This window comes from Sphaerisporangium krabiense (assembly GCF_014200435.1).
In the GTDB taxonomy this organism is placed as follows: Bacteria; Actinomycetota; Actinomycetes; order Streptosporangiales; family Streptosporangiaceae; genus Sphaerisporangium; species Sphaerisporangium krabiense.
The window spans coordinates 1,159,682-1,180,450 of the sequence record NZ_JACHBR010000001.1 but is presented as its reverse complement, the minus strand read 5'-3'; the positions used below and the strand labels follow the sequence as shown (position 1 = coordinate 1,180,450).

Annotated in this window: 18 protein-coding genes; 7 read left to right on the top strand and 11 right to left on the bottom strand. The window is 73.6% G+C overall.

Translation table 11 applies throughout. The features are described from left to right. Window positions 1–118 precede the first annotated feature (118 nt). Together BJ981_RS05080 and lipB are read left to right on the top strand one after the other, a co-directional pair. Entirely contained in the window at window positions 119–316 is a 198-nt protein-coding gene (locus BJ981_RS05080) for a PspC domain-containing protein (RefSeq protein ID WP_184608545.1), read from the top strand. 46 nt (window positions 317–362) lie between these two features. Beyond that, window positions 363–1,013, top strand: a complete 651-nt coding sequence (gene lipB / locus BJ981_RS05075; protein ID WP_239139452.1) for a lipoyl(octanoyl) transferase LipB — start codon at window positions 363–365, stop codon at window positions 1,011–1,013. A 52-nt stretch (window positions 1,014–1,065) separates the two neighbouring features. Here lipB and BJ981_RS05070 read toward each other — a convergent pair whose 3' ends face one another. Then, window positions 1,066–2,640 carry an amino acid permease gene (locus BJ981_RS05070; protein ID WP_184608544.1) on the bottom strand — a complete coding sequence of 525 codons (1,575 nt, stop codon included), beginning with the start codon at window positions 2,638–2,640 and terminating at the stop codon, window positions 1,066–1,068. A gap of 77 nt (window positions 2,641–2,717) precedes the next feature. Beyond that, the gene (locus BJ981_RS05065; RefSeq protein ID WP_184608543.1) at window positions 2,718–3,692 is read right to left on the bottom strand and encodes a choline/ethanolamine kinase family protein; all 975 of its coding nucleotides are present in this window, start codon (window positions 3,690–3,692) and stop codon (window positions 2,718–2,720) included. A gap of 71 nt (window positions 3,693–3,763) precedes the next feature. Here BJ981_RS05065 and BJ981_RS05060 point away from each other — a divergent pair, with 71 nt between their 5' ends. From BJ981_RS05060 to BJ981_RS05050, 3 genes are all read left to right on the top strand, one after another. Further along, window positions 3,764–6,169, top strand: a complete 2,406-nt coding sequence (locus tag BJ981_RS05060; RefSeq protein WP_184608542.1) for a GcvT family protein — start codon at window positions 3,764–3,766, stop codon at window positions 6,167–6,169. Window positions 6,170–6,342: 173 nt separating this feature from the next. Continuing rightward, on the top strand, window positions 6,343–7,617 hold the full coding sequence (locus BJ981_RS05055; RefSeq protein WP_204070445.1) for a cytochrome P450 family protein: 1,275 nt from the start codon (window positions 6,343–6,345) through the stop codon (window positions 7,615–7,617). A 93-nt stretch (window positions 7,618–7,710) separates the two neighbouring features. After that, the gene (locus BJ981_RS05050; RefSeq protein ID WP_184608541.1) at window positions 7,711–8,121 is read left to right on the top strand and encodes a RidA family protein; all 411 of its coding nucleotides are present in this window, start codon (window positions 7,711–7,713) and stop codon (window positions 8,119–8,121) included. An 18-nt stretch (window positions 8,122–8,139) separates the two neighbouring features. Here BJ981_RS05050 and BJ981_RS05045 read toward each other — a convergent pair whose 3' ends face one another. From BJ981_RS05045 to BJ981_RS05035, 3 genes are all read right to left on the bottom strand, one after another. Next, window positions 8,140–9,027 carry a sugar kinase gene (locus BJ981_RS05045; protein WP_184608540.1) on the bottom strand — a complete coding sequence of 296 codons (888 nt, stop codon included), beginning with the start codon at window positions 9,025–9,027 and terminating at the stop codon, window positions 8,140–8,142. A gap of 163 nt (window positions 9,028–9,190) precedes the next feature. Beyond that, window positions 9,191–9,736, bottom strand: coding sequence for a type 1 glutamine amidotransferase domain-containing protein (locus BJ981_RS05040; RefSeq protein WP_184608539.1), 546 nt, complete (start codon window positions 9,734–9,736; stop codon window positions 9,191–9,193). A gap of 81 nt (window positions 9,737–9,817) precedes the next feature. Continuing rightward, window positions 9,818–10,726, bottom strand: a complete 909-nt coding sequence (locus BJ981_RS05035; RefSeq protein WP_184608538.1) for a Sco1979 family transcriptional regulator — start codon at window positions 10,724–10,726, stop codon at window positions 9,818–9,820. A 327-nt stretch (window positions 10,727–11,053) separates the two neighbouring features. On the opposite strand from BJ981_RS05035, the gene BJ981_RS05030 reads away from it, so the two are divergent. Next, window positions 11,054–11,482 carry an ATP-binding protein gene (locus BJ981_RS05030; protein ID WP_239139453.1) on the top strand — a complete coding sequence of 143 codons (429 nt, stop codon included), beginning with the start codon at window positions 11,054–11,056 and terminating at the stop codon, window positions 11,480–11,482. 63 nt (window positions 11,483–11,545) lie between these two features. Next, a complete protein-coding gene (locus BJ981_RS05025) occupies window positions 11,546–12,457 on the top strand; it encodes a LysR family transcriptional regulator (RefSeq protein ID WP_184608537.1) in 912 nt (303 codons plus the stop codon). Here BJ981_RS05025 and BJ981_RS05020 read toward each other — a convergent pair. The 6 genes from BJ981_RS05020 to BJ981_RS04995 all read right to left on the bottom strand — a co-directional run bounded on the left by BJ981_RS05020 (window position 12,444) and on the right by BJ981_RS04995 (window position 20,681). Further along, window positions 12,444–13,277: a serine hydrolase gene (locus BJ981_RS05020; RefSeq protein WP_184608536.1), complete on the bottom strand. Its 834-nt coding sequence runs from the start codon at window positions 13,275–13,277 to the stop codon at window positions 12,444–12,446. The genes BJ981_RS05025 and BJ981_RS05020 overlap by 14 nt on opposite strands. Next, window positions 13,274–14,935, bottom strand: a complete 1,662-nt coding sequence (locus BJ981_RS05015; RefSeq protein WP_239139454.1) for an N-acyl-D-amino-acid deacylase family protein — start codon at window positions 14,933–14,935, stop codon at window positions 13,274–13,276. Before BJ981_RS05015 ends, BJ981_RS05020 begins: the two co-directional genes overlap by 4 nt. Next, complete coding sequence (locus BJ981_RS05010) at window positions 14,932–15,714, bottom strand: amino acid ABC transporter ATP-binding protein (protein ID WP_275422316.1); 783 nt, start codon at window positions 15,712–15,714, stop codon at window positions 14,932–14,934. Before BJ981_RS05010 ends, BJ981_RS05015 begins: the two co-directional genes overlap by 4 nt. Next, window positions 15,711–16,652, bottom strand: a complete 942-nt coding sequence (locus BJ981_RS05005; protein ID WP_239139455.1) for an amino acid ABC transporter permease — start codon at window positions 16,650–16,652, stop codon at window positions 15,711–15,713. The genes BJ981_RS05010 and BJ981_RS05005 overlap by 4 nt, the downstream gene beginning before the upstream one ends. Before the next feature lie 41 nt (window positions 16,653–16,693). After that, window positions 16,694–17,545: an ABC transporter substrate-binding protein gene (locus tag BJ981_RS05000; RefSeq protein ID WP_239139456.1), complete on the bottom strand. Its 852-nt coding sequence runs from the start codon at window positions 17,543–17,545 to the stop codon at window positions 16,694–16,696. 181 nt (window positions 17,546–17,726) lie between these two features. Further along, window positions 17,727–20,681 (bottom strand): helix-turn-helix transcriptional regulator, encoded by a 2,955-nt coding sequence (locus BJ981_RS04995; protein ID WP_184608533.1) that lies wholly within the window; start codon window positions 20,679–20,681, stop codon window positions 17,727–17,729. Window positions 20,682–20,769: the final 88 nt, after the last annotated feature.

Below are 20,769 nucleotides of genomic sequence, written 5' to 3'. Positions count from 1 at the left end.
GGGCTCTTCCCCACCGGTCCGGGCTCCGAGCCGGGATGGCGGCCGAATGAACATCCCGGAACCGGGCAGGGGACATGACCGTTGGACGAAGTGAAGAACATTCCGGGGGAGGAGAGAGATGTACCGGTCACGAGAACACAAGATGATCGCCGGCGTCTGCGGCGGCCTCGCGGAGAAGTGGGGCTGGCGGCCGACCATGGTGCGGCTGCTGTTCCTGCTGTCCTGCGTCCTGCCCGGGCCGCAGTTCATCATCTACCTGCTCATGTGGGTTTTCATCCCCAAGGCGCCGTCCCGCGCGTCCATGGGCGGCTGGTGAGCCACCCCGCCTGAATGGTCCATTCATGGGACGTATGCTCGGAGGCGTGAGCGAAGCAACTCTACGCGCGCGGCCCCTGGCCCTCATCGAGGACGATCTCGTCGACTACGAGAAGGCCATGGACCGCATGACCGAGCTGGTCGAGGCCCGCCAGCGGGACGACAGGCCGGACACCTTGTGGCTGCTCAGCCACCCGCAGGTGTTCACCATCGGGAAGCGCACGCTCCCCGAGCACCTACCCGATCCTTCGCGGGGCATCCCGGTCGTCTCGACCGGCCGGGGTGGCCAGCTCACCTACCACGGGCCCGGCCAGCTCGTCGGGTACCTCATCGTCAAGCTCCGGCCGGACGAGGGCGTCGTCGACTACGTCCGCGAGGTCGAGCTCCGGATCGTCGACGCCCTCGGCGCGCTCGGCCTGCCCGCGGAGCGCCGCGACACCCCGCCGGGCTCGGAGCTGCTCACCGGCGTCTGGACCCGCGACACCCGCCGCAAGATCGTCTCCATCGGCATGCGGGCGAGCCGCGGCGTCACCAGCCACGGCTTCGCCCTGAACGTCGACGGCGACCTCTCCCCGTGGGGGTACGCGGTCGCCTGCGGCATGCCGGAGGTCCAGATGACCTCGCTGGCGAACGAGCTCGGGCAGGCCCCCGCCGCCGAGCACGTCCGCCAGGTCGTCGCCGCGGCGTTCGGCGCCTGAGGCGGGGTACGGCTCGCGCCAACCGTGCCGGCGCGAGCCGTACGTTCCAGGGTCAGCCGACCGGCTCGGAATCGCGCGCGGGCCCGCCGGCGTCGGTCACGTCGTCGATGGTGCGGCGCGGCCCGGTGAACCAGCGGCGGGCGGAGGCGAACCACCACACGGCGATGGCGACCAGCACGGCCCCCACCGCGAGGGGCGCGTAGTTGACGGCCGTCCAGGTGAAGCCGTCGGCGCCCGGCACTCCGGCGGGGGCCACCGGCAGCACGAAGTAGATCGCGATCACGACGATCTCCACGACCGCGATCCAGCCGAGCACCTTGTACCGGGGCCCGAGCGTCCACGGCCCGGGCCGGAAGGCCGCGCCCATGCGCAGCCGCAGCCAGATCGGGATCAGGAACGCCAGGTAGAGGCCGATGACCGCGATCGACACGACGGCGAGGAACGCGACCGGCGTCGTGGAGCCCTTCGGCGCGTACAGGGCCGGCACCGTGATCAGCAGCGCCACGAGGCAGCCCGCGAGGATCGCGTTGACCGGCGTCCTGTTGCGGTCGACCCGAGACCAGAGCCGCCAGCCGGGGACCGCGCCGTCCCGGGAGAAGGCGTAGGTCATGCGGGACATCGAGGTCACGCAGCTCATCCCGCAGAAGAACTGCCCGATCGTGGAGATGCCGAAGACGACCTTCGCCAGCGTGGGGGTGAGCGCGGTCATGAAGATCGCGCCGACCTGGCCGCCCGCCGCGTTCACCGCCTCGACGTCGGTGGCGGCGAACAGGAACGACAGCAGCAGCACCCAGCCGCCGATCGCCGAGTAGAAGATCGACCGCCACAGTCCCTTGGCCGCGCTCATGGCCGCGCCGTGCGTCTCCTCCGAGACGTGGGCGCAGGCGTCGAAGCCGGTGATCGTGTACTGCGTGAGCAGGAAGCCGAGCGGCAGCACGTAGAGCCAGAACGTCGGGCCCGACGCGCCGGAGCCGAAGCCGGAGTGGTTGAAGGTCTCGAACAGGAAGCCGACGCTCTGGTGCTTCGCCGGGGCGAAGATCAGGATGAGCACGACCACGGCCGCGCCGGCGACGTGCCACCACACCGAGACGTTCTGCAGGACCGAGATCAGCCGGTGGCTGTAGATGTTGATCAGCGCGTGCAGGACGAGGATGACCGCGAACAGCGCGAACGTCTGCCGCAACGGGTCGCCCGCGGCCCAGCCCTCGCTGAACAGGCCGATCGTGAGGTTGAGGAACGTCGCGCAGCCGTAGTCCACGGACGCGGTGACCGCGATGAGCCCGATCAGGTTCAGCCAGCCGGTGAACCACCCGTGGACGGGCCTGCCGAGCTTCGCGGCCCACCAGTAGATGCCGCCCGCGGTCGGGTAGGCCGACACCAGCTCGGACATGCAGAAGCCGATGACGAGGATGAACGCCGAGATCAGCGGCCAGCCCACGGAGATGGCGAGCGGGCCGCCGTTGTTCCACGCCTGGTAGAAGGTCGTGAAGCAGCCGGCCAGGATCGAGATGATGGAGAAGGAGATCGCGAAGTTGGAGAAGCCGCTCCAGGTTCGCGCCAGCTCCTGTTTGTATCCGAGCTGGGCCAGGCGTCGGGCGTCGTCGTCGAGGGGGGACTGCTGGGCCATCGGGCCTCCTTGCGTGCGCGGTGGTGCGGGGGGTGCGCGGGGGTGGGGCGGTGGAGGGCCGGGGCGGAGCGGGCGCTCTACCGGGGCCGGTCGGGGGGACGGGGAGGTGACGGCGCGTGGGGCCGGGCGGGTGCGCGCCGTCCCCTGGCGTCGTCGAGGAGCGGGCCGAACCCGGGGTCGTCCAGGTCGCGCGCGGCCCGCGCGAACTTGCCCGCCGCTTCGGCGTCGTAGTCGAAGCCGGCCGCGGCGGCCCGCTCGGTGAGCAGGCCGTGGTGGACGCCGAACCACAGCGTCCACGTCAGGTTCGACATGATCAGATGGAGCCGCACCCTCGCCGCGGGCTCCTCGTCCCCGAAGTAGGCGCGGGTCAGCCGCGCGACCATCTCGGGGTCGTACTCGGCCTCGGCGGCGATGTCGCCGAGCTCGAAGGCGGGGTCGTTGTTGCCGGACAGCTGGTAGTCGACGATACGTACGGCGTCGTCGCCGTAGATGAAGTTGGCGGGCAGCAGGTCGTTGTGACAGGGGACGTCGGGCGGGCGGCGCGCCTCCAGGGCCGCCTCGATGTCGGGGACGACGGGCAGGCGGTCCTCGAAGCCGTCCGGGGTCTTCAGCTCGTGGGCCCGGCACAGGGCCAGCAGTTCCTCCAGCTTGCGGAAGATCGAGAAGTCGGTGGCGAAGCGCGGCCCCGCGTGCAGGCGGCGGCAGGCGTCCGCGACGCGCCCGGTCATCGCGGGGTCGCGCACGGCCGCCGCGTCGAGGGTGACGCCGTCGATGTGCTCCAGCAGCACCGCGCCGGGGAGCCGGAGCAGCACCCGCGCGCCGACCCCGGCGTCCGCCGCGCGCTCGGTGTTGGCGATCTCCAGGTCGAGCGGGATGCCCAGCCCGGCGGCGGAGACGCGCGGGTCGAGGACGCGCAGCACCCAGCGCTCGCCCGTGCCGGTCTCGACGCGGACGACGTGGTGGCTCAGCCCGCCCGTGATCGGGGTGTGGGTGACCGGGCGGCCCGCCCATGCCGCGACGCGTTCGAGCGCCGAGGCGAGCACATCTGGCATGCGGGCCTCCTTTGGTCTACCTTCAGACCATTGATCCGATTCCACGGTCTGGTCGTTACACGGGGGTACCGATGGAGCAGCTTCCCGCCGAGGCCCGCGCCGTCGTGATCGGCGGCGGCGTGGCCGGGTGCAGCGTCGCCTACCACCTGGCCCGCCTCGGCTGGACGGACGTCGTCCTGCTGGAACGGCACGAGCTGACCGAGGGCACGACCTGGCACTCGGCCGGGTTCGTCGGCCAGCTCAGGTCCACGGTCACCCAGACCCGCATGATCATGTACTCGGCCGGGCTCTACCCCGAGCTGAGCGAGCTGACCGGCCTGGACCCGGGCTGGCACGGCGTCGGCGGGCTGCGGCTGGCCACCACGGCCGAGCGGCACGAGGAACTGCTGCGCCAGGCCGGCGCCGCGGAGACCTATGGCCTGGACATGGAATTGCTCTCGCCGGACGCGGCGCGCGACCTGCTGCCGCTCATGGAGGTCTCCGACGTGCGCGCGGCGCTGTGGCTGCCGGGGGACGGCTGGCTCGACCCCGCGCGCCTGGCCCGCGCCCTCGCGACGGGCGCGGAGAAGCTCGGCGTCCGCATCGTGACCGGCGCCGAGGTCACCGGGATCGAGACCCGGGACGGGCGCGTGGCCGGGGTGTGGGCCGGCGCGCGGATGATCGGGACCGAGACCGTGGTCGACGCGGCGGGCGCGGCGGCGGGGGCGGTCGGGCGGCTGGCCGGGGTGGACGTCCCCATCGTGCCGATCAAGCACCAGTACGTGGTGACCAGGCCGTTCGGCGTGGCGGCGCGCACGCCGACCGTGCGGGACCCGGACAACATCGTCTACTTCCGCGAGGAGGGCGGCGGCATCCTGGTCGGCGGCTACATCCGGAGCCCCGAGGTGTGGGACACCGCCGTGCCGCTGGCCGAGCCCCGCACGCTCTTCGACCCCGATATGCCGAAATTCCGGGAATCGTGGGCTGCGGCGCGCCACCGCCTGCCGGACCTCCGCGACGTCCCCGCCGACGCCACCGCGTTCGCCAAGGTCGTCCACGGCCCCGAGGCGTTCACCCCCGACGGCGAGTTCCTGCTCGGCGAGACCGCCGTCGCCGGGCTGTGGGTGGCCGCGGGTTTCTGCGTGCACGGCCTCGCCGCGGCCGGCGGGGTGGGCAAGGTCATGGCCGAGTGGATCGTCGACGGCTCTCCCGAGTACGACGTCTTCGGCATGGACATCCGCCGGTTCGGCTCCCACGCGCGCGGCTCCCGCTGGTCACGAGCCAAGGCCCTGGACTCCTACAGCAAGTACTACGACGTGGTGTACCCCGGAGAGGAGCGCACGGCCGCCCGCCCGCTGCGCCGGTCCCCGGCCTGGCCCCGCCACGCCGAGCTCGGGGCCGCGTTCGGCGAGAAGGCGGGCTGGGAGCGCGTCAACTGGTTCGCGCCCCGCGACGGCGACCGCGAGGGGGAGGAGCACCGTCCCGCCGGGTGGGCCGGGCGGATCTGGTCGCCCGCGATCCGCGCCGAGTGCCTCGCCACCCGTGACGCCGCCGGGCTGTTCGACCAGACCTCCTTCGCCAAGCTGGAGATCACCGGCCTGGCGGGGCTCCGGCGGCTGTGCGCGGCCGACCTGGACCGGCCCGTCGGCTCGGTCGTCTACACGCAGATGCTCAACGAGCGCGGCGGCGTCGAGGCCGACGTGACCGTCACGCGCCTCGCCGAGGACCGCTTCCGCATGGTCACCGGCACCGCGTTCGGCGTGCACGACGCCGCCTGGCTGCGCCGCCACGGCGTCGAGGCCCGCGACGTCACCTCGGCGTACGCCTGCTACTGCCTGTGGGGCCCGAAGGCGATGGACATCCTCGGCGGGCTGACCGGCGACGATCTGACGTTCGGCTACCTGCGGGCCCGCGAGATCACCGTCGGGTACGTGCCCGTGCTGGCCCAGCGGGTGACCTTCGCCGGGGAGTTCGGCTGGGAGCTGTACTGCCCGTCCGAGTACGGCCTCACCCTCTGGGACACGCTCATGGCGGCCGGGCTCCCGCACGGCATGCGCCCGGCGGGGTACCGCGCCCTGGACTGCCTGCGGCTGGAGAAGGGGTACCGCGTCTGGGGGCTGGACGTCACCCCGGAGACCACGCCGCTGGAGGCCGGGCTCGGGTTCGCCGTCCGCAAGAGCGGCGGGGACTTCGTCGGACGCGCCGCGCTGACCGCGCCGGAGCGGTCGCTGCGCTGCCTGGTGCTCGCCGATCCCCGGCAGGTCTGCCTGGGCGGCGAGCCGGTCCGGGTGGACGGCGTCCCGGCCTCGCGGGTGACCAGCGGCGGCTACGGCCACCGCGTCGACCGCTCGATCGCCTACGCCTACCTGCCGGCGGACGGCCGGGCGGACGGCCGGGTAGAGGTCGGCGTCAACGGCGGCTGGGTGCCGGCCGAGATCGCCTCGGAGCCGCTCTACGACCCGGGCGACACGCGGGCCCGCCGGCTGCCCGGCGGTTAGGGGCGGCCGAAACGGTCGGCCTGACCAGGACATTCTCCCGGATGAGGGTTGAAGCGGGCGCACGGCGTCAATAGAGAACGCACGCCCCTCGTGACCCGGCGGGCCGCGCGCGTGCGACGGCGGAGCCGGGGCGAGGTCCGTCCAGCGCGAATCCTCACCCTGGGAGGGCGAGCATGGGAACTTCGGCCGATGGCGACACCGCCCGCGAGTCCGCGGCGGTCGACCTCATGGATCCCGACGTCCTGAAGGATCCCTTCGGGGCCTACGCGGCCATGCGCGAGCGCGCCCCCCTCGTGCGCGGCGTCATCTTCGCGGGCACGCCGCCGATCTGGCTGGCCACCCGGTACGAGGACGTCAAGACCGTGCTCGGCGACCACCGGTTCGTCAACAACCCGGCCAACGTGCCGGGCATGGACGTGGGGAGCATCCGCGAGCGGATGATCGAGGCCCGGGGCATTCCCCGCGAATACGCCGCCTACCTGCTCGACAGCGTGCTCGACGCCGATGGCGAGGACCACATCCGTCTGCGCAGGCTCGTGTCCCGCGCCTTCACCGCCCGCCGCGTCGCCGAGCTACGCCCCCGGGTGGAGGAGATCACGGAGGGCCTGCTGGACCGGCTGCCCGGCACCGCGGAGGACGGCGTGGTCGAGCTGATGGAGCACTTCGCCTACCCCCTGCCGATCACTGTCATCTGCGAGCTGGTCGGCATCCCCGAGGAGGAGCGTCCGCAGTGGCGCGCCTGGGGCAAGGTGCTCACCGACCTGAAGTCGGACGGCGTGGGCGCCGTCCTGGGCGACATGATCACCTACATCCACGGGCTGATCGAGCGGCGGCGCGCCGCGCCCACCGGCGACCTGCTGACCGGCCTGATCCGCGCGCACGACGAGGACGGCGACCGGCTCGGCGACACCGAGATGGTCACGCTCGTGCTGACCCTGGTGCTCGCCGGGCACGAGACGACCGCCCACCTGATCGGGAACGGCACGGTGGCGCTGCTCACCCACCCCGGCCAGCTCGCCCGGCTCAGGAGCGCGCCGGAGCTGATGCCGCGCGCCGTCCACGAGCTGCTGCGCTGGTGCGGGCCCGTGCAGGCCACCCGCATGCGGTACGCGGCCGAGGACGTCGAGGTCGGCGGCATGCGGGTGCGCAAGGGCGAACCGGTGATGGCGCTGCTCGCGGGCGGCAACCACGACCCCCGCGCGTTCGGCGACCCCGGGCGGCTGGACATCACCCGCGAGCCGGACGGCCGTAAGGAGACCCACGTCGGCTTCGGGCACGGCCTGCACTACTGCCTCGGCGCGGCGCTGGCGCGTCAGGAAGGGGAGGTCGCCTTCGAGGCCCTGCTGCGCCGCTTCCCCGGCCTGTCCCTGGCCGTGGCCCCCGACGAGCTGGAGCGGCAGCCGATCCCCGGGGCCTGGCGGCTCGCCCGGCTGCCGCTGAAGATCTGACGCCTGCCCGGCCGGATGTGGGATCTTTGTCGGGATTCAGTGGGATACCGGCCATTCGAGCGGGGTGGCCCGGGCGAACGAGAGGAACACGCCATGGTCCGCCGCTGGAGTCCCGAGGAGATCGGCGCGCCGGTCGGGCAGTACAGCCACCTGGCCGCCGTGCCGGCCGGCACGGAACTGTTGTTCATCTCCGGCCAGATCGGCGCGCTGCCGGACGGGCGGATGGCCGGGCCGGACGCCGAGCGCCAGACCCGGCAGATCTACGAGAACATCGCCGCGCTGCTCGCCGCGGCAGGGGCCGGGCCTCGCGACCTGGTCAGGCTGTTCACGATGGTGGCGGGCGCCGAGCACGTCGCGGGGAGCCGCGCGGGCCGCGCCGACGCCTTCGCCGCGTGGTTCCCCGAGGGGGACTGGCCCGCGCACTCGCTGATCGTGGTGAGCGCGCTGGCCTCGCCGGACATCCTCGTCGAGGTGGAGGCGGTGGCCGCCGTCCCCGCACGGTGAGCGGACGGCGGCGCGGGCTCAGAAGGTCAGCGGGGGCAGCTCCGCGCGGGTGGGCAGGCCCTGCCACACGCTCGCGCTCGCCACGGTGAACGCCGCGAGCGCGCAGCCGCGCCGCAGCCGGTCGGTCGGGTGCAGCTCCTCGATCAGCCCGCTCAGGTACCCGGCCGCGAACGCGCCGCCCGCGCCCGCCGGGTCCACGACCGTCACCGGCGCGGCCTGCGCGTCGTAGCGCATGCCGTTGACGGTGGCGCTCGCGCCCTTGCCGCCCCGCGTGACGACCAGCTCGCGGGCCGTCCCCATGACCGGCTCGACGAGGTGGAGCTCGTCCTGGTTCACGAACAGCACGTCCGCGCCGGTGGCCAGCTCGGCGAGCGCCTCCACGGCCTCCTGCCGGTCCGGCCAGAGCTGGGGGCGGTGGTTGACGTCCACCGAGACCGTGACGCCGGCGTCCCTGGCGAGCTTGACGGCGTGGTGGACGGCGCTCCACGCGGTGCCGCTCAGCGCCGGGGTGATGCCCGTGACGTGCAGCACCTTCGCCGACTGCACGGCGCGGGCGGGGACGTCGCCCGGCCCGAGGCGCGAGCCCGCCGACCCGCCGCGATAGTGGACGATGTGCCCGGCCCGGCCGATGCGCCGCTGCCGGACCACGAGGCCGGTGGAGGCGCCGGGGTCGGACAGGACGTGGGAGACGTCCACGCCCTCGCCGCGCAGCACCGTGAGCGCCCGGGCGCCGAGCTCGTCGGCGCCGACGCGGCCGAGCCAGGTGACCGTGTGGCCCAGGCGGGCCAGGCCCACGGCCAGCGTGAACTCGGCGCCGCCGACGTCGAGGCGGACCTCGGAGTCGTGGCGCAGGCGGTCGGCCGAGACGATGCCCAGCGCCTCTCCGAGCGTGAAGACCTCGGTCATATGGATCTCTTCCGCCATGCGTATCGCGCTCTGCCGCTGACGGCGGACAGCATGGCAGACGCCCGTCCCGCCCACAATGAATGCGCGCGAGCGGATCTGGCCGGCCGTCCGGCCCGTCCGGTGTTGCCGGGAACGTCCCCTCGGACGGGCCGCCGGCGGCCTCTCAGTCGCCGAAGGCGTCGACCGCGGCCTGGCAGAAGGCCTTGAGGTCGTCGGGCTTGCGGCTGGTGATCAGCGTGTTGGGCCCGTTGGTGCAGACGACGACCTCCTGGTCGGTCCACGCCGCGCCCGCGTTGTGCAGGTCGGTCCTGAGGCTGGGCCACGAGGTGATCGCGCGGTCGCCGACGACGCGCGCCTCGATCAGCGTCCACGGCGCGTGGCAGATGGCCGCGACGGGCTTGCCCGCGTCGAAGAAGGAGCGCGCGAACCGGACCGCGTTCTCGTGCATCCGCAGGTTGTCCGGGTTGGCGACGCCGCCCGGCAGCACGAGTCCGTCGAAGTCGTCCACGCTCACCTCGTCGACGGTGGCGTCGACGTCGAAGGTGTCCGCCTTGTCCAGGTGGTTGAACGCCTGGACGGCGCCGCGCTCGGTCGAGATCAGGCGCGGTGTCCCGCCGGCCTGCTCGACGGCCTGCCAGGGCTCGGTCAGCTCGACCTGTTCCACTCCCTCGGTGGCGGTGAGAAAGGCGATCGTCTTGCCCTGAAGCATGACATTACTCCTCTGAGCTGCGGTTTTCCTTTCTCTCAGGCACGTGCCCCGCCCCGCGCGGTGTATGCGCCGGCCCCTGGCTCAGATCTCCTCGCGCAGGGCGGCGAGGAACCGCCGGGACTCGGCCGCGGTGGCCGCCTCGACGCACAATCGGTCCATGACCCGCATGTAGGGGTCGGTCTCCTCGCGCTTGTCCAGGTACAGGGCGCTGGTGAGCTGCTCCATGTAGACGACATCGGGCAGCTCCGGCTCGGTGAAGCGCAGGAGGGTGAACGGCCCGCCCGCCGCCGCGTGGCCGCCGTGGCCGAACGGGATCACCTGCACCGTGATCGTGGGCACGTCGACGAGTTCGAGGAGCCGGTCGATCTGCGCCCGCATGATCTTCCGGTCGCCGAGCCGCCGGCGCAGCGCGGCCTCGTCCACCAGGGCCCAGAGCCGGGGCGCGTCGGGGCCGGTCATGCGCTTCTGCCGCGCCATCCGCAGCGCGATGCGGCGCTCGATCTCCTCCTCGCCGGCGCCCGCGTGGCCGAGCTTGACGAACTCGCGGGCGTAGTCCTCGGTCTGGACGAGGGCGGGCAGGTACTGGATCTCGTAGGTGCGGATGATCGAGGCGGCCTCCTCCAGGCCGACGTAGAGCTCGAACCAGGTGGGGAGCAGGTCGCTGAACTTGTGCCACCAGCCCGGGGCGTTGGCCTGGTCGGCCAGGGCGAGGAAGCCGGTGCGCTCCTCCGGGCGGGTCACCCCGTACAGCGTGAGCAGGTCGGCGACGTCGCGGGTCTTGAAGCCGACCCTGCCCAGCTCCAGGCGGCTGATCTTGGCGTGCGAGGCGCGGATGGCGTGGCCGGCCTCCTCGCGGGTGATCCCCTTGGCGGTGCGGAGCTTGCGGAGCTGGGCGCCGAGGACGATGCGCAGGACCGTGGGGCCGCCCCGGGAATAGCTGAGGACATCGTTGTCCTGCGGCCGTGGCCGGGGACCGAGCGCCGACGTCATGGAAGCTCCTTGAGAGCCGCGGATCAGATGACGCGACAGTGTCTCATCATTCCAGGCGGCCGTATACGAGCCCTTTTATTGGTGGATTTTCCACGAAGATCACTTCTCTGCCACTGTCTAGCCACGGAATGTCACGATTCCGTGTGAAAAACCCTAGATGCACGTGCATCTGTACTTGCATCGGAACGTCCAGTGAAGAAAGATTGACTTCCGACGTCCTGCCCCGCGCAACGACCCCCCAACGTAGCGAGGACCCCGATGACCGCACACCTGGCACGCCGGCAACATGTGGTACGGGGTGACGCGCCGTGGTGGCTGCTTCCAGCGGTGGAGTCCGAGCATTGGGAGCCGAGGGGCGCCGAGATCTCGGGACTCGGCCGCACCGGGACGACGATCAAGACCGCGCGCGACTTCACCGTCACCACGCTGCGCGCCTGGGGCCTCGGTGAGCTGAGCTACGACGCCCGTCTGGTCATCTCGGAGCTCGTCACCAACGCCGTCAGGCACGCGGGCGAGCCGACCCGCGTCCGCCTGCTCCACCGCGCCACCCACCTGGTGTGCGCCGTGGCCGACCCGACCGACCGGCCGCCCGTCGTCACCGACGCCGACCAGTACGCCGAGACCGGGCGGGGGCTGAGGCTGGTCGAGAGCCTGAGCTGCTCGTGGGGCTGGCGGCTGTTCGAGGGGCGCGGCAAGCTCGTCTGGGCCGCGTTCACCGCCCCCGCCGTGATCCAGCAGAGCCGCGCCTCCGCCTAGCGCCGTCCCCCTCAGGGCCCGCGGCCGGTCATCAGCACGTCTGCCTGCGCCGATACTGAGGAGATGCTGAGCAGTAACCGCCTCCGGGTGCTTCTCGAGATCTTCAGGACCGGCAGCATCGCCGGCGCCGCGCGCACGTTGCGGCTCTCGCCGTCCGCCGTGTCCCACCAGCTCTCCCGCCTCGAAGAGGAGGCCGGGGTCGGTCTCGCCGAGCGCGACGCCCACAGCCTGCGCCTGACCGCGGCCGGACGCCGGCTCGCCACCCGGGCCCAGGAGGTGCTCGACATCATCGAGGCCGCGGAGAAGGACCTGCTCGCCCAGGCGCGGGCCGACGCCGGGCAGCTCAGCATCGGCTTCTTCGCCTCGGCCGGATACCGCCTGCTGCCGCTCGCGCTCTCGGCGTTCAGCGCCAGGCACCCCGGCGTGGACCTGGACCTCCAGCTCGGCCAGCCGCACGAGCTGCTGCCCGACCTCGAACGCGGCGCGCTGGACGTGCTCGTCGTGTTCGAGCACGCGCTCGACCCGTGGAAGCCGCCCGAGGGCGTGGAGGTCATCCACCTGTTCGACGAGCCGCAGCTCCTGGTCATGCCGGTCGGGCATCCGGCGGGCCAGCGTTCCCGCGTGCGCCTCGCCGACCTGGCCGACGAGCCCTGGATCACCACCTACGGCACCGACACCCCGGTCTCGGTCCTGGAGCGTGCCAGTGCCCTGGAGGGCTTCCACCCGGCGATCCGCTGCCGCAGCGACCACTACGAGGTGACGCTCGGCCTCGTCCGCGCCGGGCTCGGCGTCGCGCTGGTGCCGAGCCTCGGCACGCAGGGCGCCTCGGGCATCCAGACCTGCCGGGTCGAGGGGCCGAAGCTGTACCGCAGCATCGGCGCGGCCGTACGGCCCACCAACCCCAACCCGGCGCTGCGCTCGTTCATCGACTACCTGCGCGACGCCTCGGCCCGGCTCCGCGTCACCGCGCGCTGACCCGCAGCGCCAGCGCGCCCACCGCGAGCCCCGCCCGCCGTGCCGCGGTCACCAGCGCGTGCTCGGCGCCGGCCGGGCCGTGGGCGAGCACGGCGTAGCCCAGCCACCGGCGTCCCGCCATCACCCCCACGTCCGTCCGCGTGCCGGCGTCCGTGCCGGTCTTGTTCGCCACCCACACCGTGCCGGTCGGGGGCGCGACGGGGATCTCGCGGTCCTCGGGCTCGTGGGGGAGGAGGGCCGGGACCAGGCTCCTGTCGGTGTTGTGCGCCATCCACCCGGCCAGCGTGCGCTCCCACGGCTCCCTGGCGGGGGGCGTGGACAGGGCCTCGGCCAGGCGGGCCGCGAAGGCGGCCAGCTCGGCGGCGGTGCCGACGGCGAACGTCGGCGGGTGTTCGGGCAGGCGCGGCTCGCGGATCCGGTCCAGGATCCGGGTGCGCCGGAACCCCAGCTCGGCCGCCCCCGCGTTCACCTGGTCGATCCCGGCCCGCCGCAGCAGCGCGTTGGTGGCCGTGTTGTCGCTGACCGAGGCGGTGAGCAGGGCGAGGTCGCCGACCGTCCAGCGGGCGGGCGACAGCCCGCCGAGCAGCCCCGAGCCCCCGCAGTGGTCGTCCTCGCGGAGCGTCACGACCTCGCCGGGGTCCAGCGAGCCGGAGACGACGGCCCGCGCGACCTCGGCGAGCAGCAGCAGCTTGCCCGCGCTCGCCAGCGGAAGCTCGGCGTCCTCGTTGAGGGCGAGCAGCCCCGGCACGGCGACGGCCAGCGTCCCGGGACACTCCCGGGCGAGAACCTCCAGGTCCGGCACGGGCGGGGGAACGCTCATGTCGCGAGCACCCTTCCCGGGCGGGCCGGGGCGGGGGCGCCGTCGCGGACGACCACCTCGCCGGCGACGATCACCGTGTGGACCCCCGCGGGCGGCAGGAGCGGGCTGGCGAACGTGGCGCGGTCGGCCACCGTGGCGGGGTCGAACACCACCAGGTCGGCGTGGGCGCCGTCGCGCAGGACTCCCCGGTCGCGCAGGCCGAACCGTGCCGCGGGCATGCCGGTCATCTTGTGCACCGCGGTCTCCAGCCCGAGCAGTCCGAGCTCGCGCCCGTAGTGCCCGAGCACGCGGGGATAGGTGCCGGCCCAGCGGGGATGCGGGCGCCCGCCCGGCTTGGGCACGCCGTCCGACCCGATCATCGCGTACGGCGTGGCCAGCACCCGCTGGACGTCCTCCTCGACCATCGAGTGGCTGATGATCGTCACCTCGCCGTTCTCGGACAGCAGCAGCTCGGCCGCGGTGTCCACCGGGTCGGCGTTCCGCGACGCGGCCAGCTCGGCGACCGTCCGCCCCTCGATCTCGGGGTGGCGGGGGGCGCAGGCGATGGAGACACGGTCCCAGCCGCCGTTGCCGACGGTGTTCTCCCAGCCGGGGACGCCGCCCTTGATGGCCAGGCGCATCCGCTCCCGCTCGCCGGGGTCGGCGAGCCGCGCGGCGAGCGCGGGGAAGCCGCCGTCGTTGGCCCACGGCGGCAGCATCGCCGACAGCGACGTGCTGCCCGCCGTGTACGGGTAGACGTCGCAGGTGATGTCCATGCCGCCCTCGCGCAGCGCGGTGATCCTGGGCAGGGTGCGCGCGGTGCGCCCCCAGGCGTACTTGCCCGCGGTCTTGTGGTGCGAGACGTGCAGTGCGGCGCCGCTGGCGCGGGCGATCTCGATCGCCTCCTCCAGCGCCTCCTCGACGCGGGACATCTCGTCGCGCAGGTGCGTGACGTACGGCTTGCCGTGCCGGGCGGCGACCTCGGCGAGCGCGACCACCTCGGCGGTGCCCGCGTAGGTGCCGGGGGTGTAGATCAGCCCGGTGGACAGGCCGGCGGCGCCCTGGGCGAGCGCGCGGTCGAGCAGCGCGCGCATGGTGTCCAGCTCGGCGGGCGTGGCGGGGCGGTCCGCCGGGCCCATGACGCCCGCGCGCAGCGTGCCGTGGCCGACCAGGGAGGTGATGTGGTTGGCCCGGGGGAGGGCGGTGTGCCGGGCGGCGAACTCCGCGAAGTCCTGATAGATCCCGACGTCGCCGCCGAAGCTGATCCGGGTCTCGCCGCGCATGTCCGCGAGCCGCTCCGGCAGCCCGGGGAACAGGCTGGAGCCGCAGTTCCCGCAGATCTCCGTGGTCACCCCTTGCAGCACCGACGCCCACACCAGGTCCGCGGCCCCGGCCGCGCCGTTCTCGGCGAGCATGGCGACGCCGTCGGAGTGCGTGTGGACGTCGATGAACCCGGGCGCCACGGCCATGCCCTCGGCGTCCAGCACCTCGCCGGCCGCCACGCGCCGCCCCGGAGGCAGCACGGCCAGGCGACCGTCCACGACCGCGACGTCGGCCTCCCGGCCGGGCCCGCCGGTGCCGTCCACGACCAGGCCGCCCCGGATCAGCAGCTCGGCCCGCGCCACGTCCGCCGGGCTCCCCGGCGCGACACCACGCGCCGCGCCCTCGTCCCCGTTCACAGGACTTGGCCGAGGAACGCGCGGAACCGCTCGTGGCGGGGCGCGGCGAGCACCTCGCGCGGCGCGCCCTGCTCGACGATCACGCCGTCGTCCATGAAGACCAGGTGGTCGCCGACCTCGCGGGCGAACCCCATCTCGTGGGTGACCACCATCATCGTCATGCCGCTCGCGGCGAGGTCGCGCATCACCGCGAGCACCTCCTGGACCAGCTCGGGGTCCAGCGCGCTCGTCGGCTCGTCGAACAGCATCAGCTTGGGGTTCATGGCCAGGCTGCGGGCGATCGCGACGCGCTGCTGCTGGCCTCCGGAGAGCTGGGCCGGATAGTGGTGCGCCCGCTCGGCGAGGCCCACGCGCTCCAGCAGCTCGGCCGCCCGGCGGCGCGCCTCGGCCTTCCCCACGCCCTTGACGGCGACCGGCCCCTCCATGACGTTCTCCAGCGCCGTGCGGTGCGGGAAGAGGTTGAAGCGCTGGAAGACCATGCCGATCTCCTGCCGCTGCCGGCACAGCTCGGCCGGGCGCAGCATGTGCATGCGCCCCTCGCGCTCGTCGAACCCGATCAGCTCGCCGTCCACCCAGATACGGCCGGCGTCGATCGTCTCCAGACGGTTCACGCAGCGCAGCAGGGTGGACTTGCCCGAGCCGGACGGGCCGACGACGCACACCACGCCGCCCGAGGGCACCTCCAGGTCGATGCCCTTGAGCACCTCCAGGCTGCCGAAGCACTTGCGCACCGCGCGGATCTTGACCATCGGGGCCGCCGACCCGTTGGACGCCGTCATGACGGGCCGCCCTTCGCGAAAGGCCGCAGGTTGCGGCGGATCCTCCCCGACACGCGGGTCGCGGCGTGCTGGTGGTGGCCGCGCTCGAACCGCTTCTCGATGAAGTGCTGCCCGATGCTCGCCAGGGTGGTGAGCACGACGTACCAGATCGAGGCGACCACCAGCAGCGCGATGACCTCGAAGTTGCCGAGGTAGATGCGCTGGGACACGGTCAGCAGCTCGGCGCCGGCGATCACGGACACCATGGAGGTGGTCTTCAGCATCGAGATGAACTGGTTGCCGGTCGGCGGGATGATCACGCGCATGGCCTGGGGGAGGACGACGCGGCGCAGCACCTTCCGGTGCGACATGCCGAGCGCCTCGGCGGCCTCGCGCTGCCCGGGGTCCACCGAGCGGATGCCCGCGCGCACGATCTCGGCCATGTACGCGCCCTCGTTGATGCCGAGGCCGAGCAGGGCCGCGGTGAACGGCGTGATCAGCTCGTTGGCCTGCCACTCCATCAGCTTCGGCCCGCCGAAGGGGATGCCGAGGCCGAACTTCGGGAAGACCAGCCCGATGTTGAACCAGAAGATGAGCTGGACCAGCAGCGGGGTGCCGCGGAAGAACCACGTGTAGAGGGCGGAGGCGCCGCGCAGCACGGGGCTGCCGGACAGCTGCATGACGGCCGCCAGCACGCCGAGCACCAGGCCCATCAGCATGGACAGGACGGTGAGCTGGATCGTCACCCACAGGCCGCCGAGAACCCTGCCGTCCACGAGGAACGTCGTGATGACGTCCCAGTGCAGGTTCTCGTTGACGATGATCGTGTAGGCCAGCCACACCAGGAACACCGCGGCCACCAGGGCGAGCAGCCAGCGGCCGGGCCGCGGCGGGTGCGCGGCCCTGATCGGGAGCGCGTACCGCTCCTCCTCCGCGCTCCCGTCCGCGGCCCCTGCCACTCCGTCCGCCTGGTTCCGTGCGGCCCGACCTGTCGTGGGGGTCACTTCCATGGTTTCGTGTTGACCAGCACCTCGGGCACGGCGTTGGCCGTGACGCCGTACTTGTCGAGGACGGCCTTGTACCCGCCGTCGGCCATCAGCTCCTCCATGGCCTTGGCCACGGCGTCGCGCAGGTCCTCCTCGCGCTTGTCGATCGCGATGCCCCAGGGTCCGGCGTCGTACTGCTCGGACAGGACCTCGTACTTGCCGGTCTCCTTGACGTACATCGCGGCCACGGGGGAGTCCACGATCGTGGCGACCGTGCGGCCGGAGTCGATGCTGAGCAGGCCGGTGGGCGCGTCCTCACTCTGGGTGATCTTCATCTTGTCGGCGCACTTCTCGTTCTGCTTCTCGCCGATCGCCAGGTTGGAGCTGCCCTTGGCCAGGACGACGGCCTTGCCGCAGAGGTCGTCGAGCGTCTTGATGCCCTCCGGGTTGCCCTTCTTGACCATGATCGCGCCGCCGGCGTTGAAGTAGTCGACGAAGTTCACGGCGGCGCGGCGCTGCTCGGTGTCGCTCAGCGAGGACAGCACGAGGTCCCAGCGGTCGCCCTGCAGGCCGGGGATCAGGCCGTCGAACGCGGCGTTGGTCACCGACACCTTCAGGCCCAGCTTCTCCGCGATGGCCGCGGCGAGGTCGGGGTCGACGCCGGTCAGTTCCTGCGTGCCCTTCTTGTACATCTCCATGGGCGGGTAGCCCTCGGAGGTCGCCACCCGGAGCACGCCGGTCTTGCGCAGTGCCTCGGGCACGAGGTCCTTGGCCGTCTTGGCCTGGGCCGCGGCCGTGCTCTTGCCCGCGTCGTCGCCCGAGGACGAACGCCCGCAACCACCGGTGACCGCGGAAATGGCCAGCACGGCGGCTATAGCCGTATATAGCCGCTTTGTCATGAAATCTCCTACTTTGAAGCTGCCTGACGTTAGGCTGGCGACAACAGGTCACGGACCGATCACGCATGCACCCTTGCGGTTCTGACCCTCGAAAACTTCGATGCTCCCGCCCACCCACCAGCGGGTTAATAGATCTACCTTCCGGCTCTCAGCCGTGCGGAGCGTCCTCGGAAGGGGTGTGGGGGTGTTCCAGCGCGAGGCGGGTGAGCTCGACGCGGGAGCCGACGCCGAGCTTGCGGAAGATCTGGCGCAGGTGGAAGGCGACGGTGTGGGCGCTGATGAACATCTGGTCCGCGACCTGCCGGTTCGTCCAGCCCTGCGTGACCAGCCGGGCGACCGCGCGCTCGGTGTCGGTCAGGCTGCCCCAGCCGGAGACCGGGCGCTCGGCGGTGGCCCAGTGGCGGTGGCGCACGCCCATCCGGCGCAGCCTGCGGCGCACGCGGGCCGCGTCCCTGACCGACCCGCTCCGTTCGTAGCAGGACAGCGCGCGGTCCAGGCCGCGCACGGCCGCCTGGCGGTCGCCGCGGGCGGCCAGCGCCGCGCCGAGGTCCTCGGCCGCCGAGGCCCGCGCCCACGGGTCGGCCCCCTCCTCGCCGGCCGCGCCGAGCGCGTCCGGGTCGTCGTCGAGCAGGCCGCGGGCGTGCCGGGCCGCCGCCTCGACCGCGGGGAAGCCGGGGTTCCCCGCCGCCAGGTCCTCGGCCGCGGCCACCGCCGCCTCGGCGCCCGGACGGTCCCCGGCGGCCAGGGCGGTGCGCGCCAGCCACGACGCGGCGTCCGGGTCGGCGACCAGCGCGCGCCGCGCCTGCCCCGCGTCGGCGTAGAGGTGGGCGAGGAGCTTCGCCGCCGCCACGGGACCGTCCCGCGCCTCGGCCACCTGCGCGGCGATCAGCGCGCACCGGGCGTGCACGGGCGCGGTCTCCTCGGGTGTCTCGGGCGCACGGCCCTGTTCCGGGCCGGTGCGCGCGGCCCCGTGGGTTCGGTGCGGGGGCGCGTGCGCGGACGCCGCGCGGAGGTCGCCGCGGCGCAGGGACACCGCGGCGATCACGGACGACGCGAGGGTGCCGAAGGCGCCGCGGCCCCGCGACAGGTCGAGGGCGGTGCGGGCCCGCGCGGCGGCCTCGTCGAGGCGGCCCGCGATCAGCTCCACCCTGGCCCGCACCGCGGCCGGGCCCGCCCACGCGCCGTTCCCGGCCTCCTCGCCGGCCTCGCCGAGCAGCGCCCGCGCCTCGTCGAGGCATCGCGCGTCGGCCAGTATCGACGCCAGCGTCAGCCGCGGGCACGCCAGCCGCTCCCCGAACGACGACCCGCCGCCCTGCCCGTCCGCGCGCGGCTCCGCCCCGGCCCCGTCCGCGCCGGCGCGGTCGCCCTGGTACGGCTCCGGCCGCTCGCCGGTCGAGGGGGTGGCGGTGTGGCGGACGGCTTCGCGGGCCAGGCGCAGGCCGTCGGCCAGGTGGCCGGACTCCCACCGGATCGTGGCCAGCGCGGTCAGGGCCCCGACGACCAGCGTGTCCCCGCGGCCCTCCGGGGACAGCAGGATCGCCTCGGCCTCCCTCTCGGCCTCCCTCTCGGCCTCCGTCTCGGCCTCCCGCGCGCCGGGCTCGCCCGCGAGGCCGCAGAGCAGGGCGAGGGTGGCGCGGTCGCGCAGGTGGCCGGGCAGGCCGGGTTCCCGCAGCGCGGCCCGCGCCTCCGCGACCGCCTGCCCGGCCCGGCCGTCCATGAACAGCGCGCACGCCAGCCCGCACCGGACGGCCGCCGCCGCCTCGCCGGAGACCGGGCCCGCCAGCGCGGCCCTGGCCAGCCGCTCGGCCTCGTCGAGGCGCCCGGCCTCGGCGGTGGCCTGGATCGCGGTGACGACCCGTTCCGGCCGGGAGGGATCGGCCGGGTCGCTCAGCCGCACGGCCTGGACGGCGAGGTCGGCGGCGGCATCCGGCGAGGATCCGAGCACCTCGCGGACCGCGCGGTCCAGGCCGCCGAGGGTGCGCGCGTCGCCGGGCCGGGCGCCCTCGACCAGGTGGCTCGCGGCCCGCACCGCCGAGCCGCCGCGGTCCAGCAGGATTTCTCCGATCTGGTGGTGCAGCGCCGTGCGCAGGGAGGCGGGCAGCCCGGCGACGACGGCCCGCCACACCAGCTCGTGCCGGAACTCCAGCGCCTCGCCCGCGGTGGTGAGCACGCCTTCCTCCAGGGCCTCCTCGAACGCGGGCAGCAGGGCCGCGGGCGTGGTCCCCATCAGCTCGGCGGCGTCCTCGGCCGTGAAGGACCTGCCGAGGACGGCGGCCGTCTCGACTAGCCGCCGGGTGTCGCAGTCGAGGCCGTCGAGCATCCGGCGCACGAGGGCGTGGACGCGGCCGGGCGGCTCCGTGGACAGCAGCCGGGCCCGCCCGCCGGCGATCTCGACCGCGCCCTCCTCCCGCAGGCCCGTGAGCAGCTCGGTGAGCAGGAAGGGATTGCCGCCGGTCTGCGCCGCGAGCGCCGGCACCTCCGGCGGGGGCGCCGCGCCGAGCACGTCCTCCGCCACCGCGGCCACGTCGGCCTCGGTCAGCGGCCCGAGGACGACGCGGGCGGCCCCGTGCCGTTCCAGGATGTCGAACAGCCGCCGCGCCTCGTCGTGGGCGCCGCCGGGGCCGGCGCGGCAGGCTCCGATGTCGCGGGCGAGCAGCCACACCACCGGCGCGCCGGCCAGCTCCCAGTGCAGCGTCCGCAGCGCGGCCAGCGTGTCCCTGTCGGCCCACTGCAGGTCGTCGAGCGCGACGAGCACGGGGCGGGTCGAGGCGCGAATCTCCAGCCGGGCCCGCAGCCGTTCCAGCAGGTGGAGGCGGGGGTCGCGCCACTCGGCCGGCGCGTCGTCCTCTTCGAGGAACTCGCGGACGGGCGGCTCGTCCAGGGCCTTGAGCAACGGGGCCAGGGGGACGAACTCGCCGAGCCGCTCGGCCTGGCCGGTGATCGCCACCAGCCCCTGCCGCGCCGCGTGCGCGGCGGCCTCGGACAGCAGTAGGCTCTTGCCCGTCCCGGGCTCGCCTTCGACGAGCAGCGTTCCTCCGCCGCCCTTCCGCGCCTCCCTCAGCAGCCGCGTGACGATGCGCCACTCGGGCTCGCGTCCTCGCATGTCTCCCCCCGCCGCCGGGGCTCGCCTGCTCCCCTCCACGGTACACACGGTCTGACCTGCGGGTTTGACGGGGTCGCATCCCCGGTTC

Coding starts and splice junctions, on each gene's coding strand:
- BJ981_RS05060 (WP_184608542.1), top strand. CDS start 3,764: ATGGAGCAGCTTCCCGCCGAGGCCCGCGCCGTCGTGATCGGCGGCGGC.
- BJ981_RS05025 (WP_184608537.1), top strand. CDS start 11,546: ATGCTGAGCAGTAACCGCCTCCGGGTGCTTCTCGAGATCTTCAGGACC.
- BJ981_RS05020 (WP_184608536.1), bottom strand. CDS start 13,277: ATGAGCGTTCCCCCGCCCGTGCCGGACCTGGAGGTTCTCGCCCGGGAG.
- BJ981_RS05055 (WP_204070445.1), top strand. CDS start 6,343: ATGGGAACTTCGGCCGATGGCGACACCGCCCGCGAGTCCGCGGCGGTC.
- BJ981_RS05065 (WP_184608543.1), bottom strand. CDS start 3,692: ATGCCAGATGTGCTCGCCTCGGCGCTCGAACGCGTCGCGGCATGGGCG.
- BJ981_RS05050 (WP_184608541.1), top strand. CDS start 7,711: ATGGTCCGCCGCTGGAGTCCCGAGGAGATCGGCGCGCCGGTCGGGCAG.
- BJ981_RS05070 (WP_184608544.1), bottom strand. CDS start 2,640: ATGGCCCAGCAGTCCCCCCTCGACGACGACGCCCGACGCCTGGCCCAG.
- BJ981_RS05040 (WP_184608539.1), bottom strand. CDS start 9,736: ATGCTTCAGGGCAAGACGATCGCCTTTCTCACCGCCACCGAGGGAGTG.
- BJ981_RS04995 (WP_184608533.1), bottom strand. CDS start 20,681: ATGCGAGGACGCGAGCCCGAGTGGCGCATCGTCACGCGGCTGCTGAGG.
- BJ981_RS05035 (WP_184608538.1), bottom strand. CDS start 10,726: ATGACGTCGGCGCTCGGTCCCCGGCCACGGCCGCAGGACAACGATGTC.
- BJ981_RS05010 (WP_275422316.1), bottom strand. CDS start 15,714: ATGACGGCGTCCAACGGGTCGGCGGCCCCGATGGTCAAGATCCGCGCG.
- BJ981_RS05045 (WP_184608540.1), bottom strand. CDS start 9,027: ATGACCGAGGTCTTCACGCTCGGAGAGGCGCTGGGCATCGTCTCGGCC.
- BJ981_RS05080 (WP_184608545.1), top strand. CDS start 119: ATGTACCGGTCACGAGAACACAAGATGATCGCCGGCGTCTGCGGCGGC.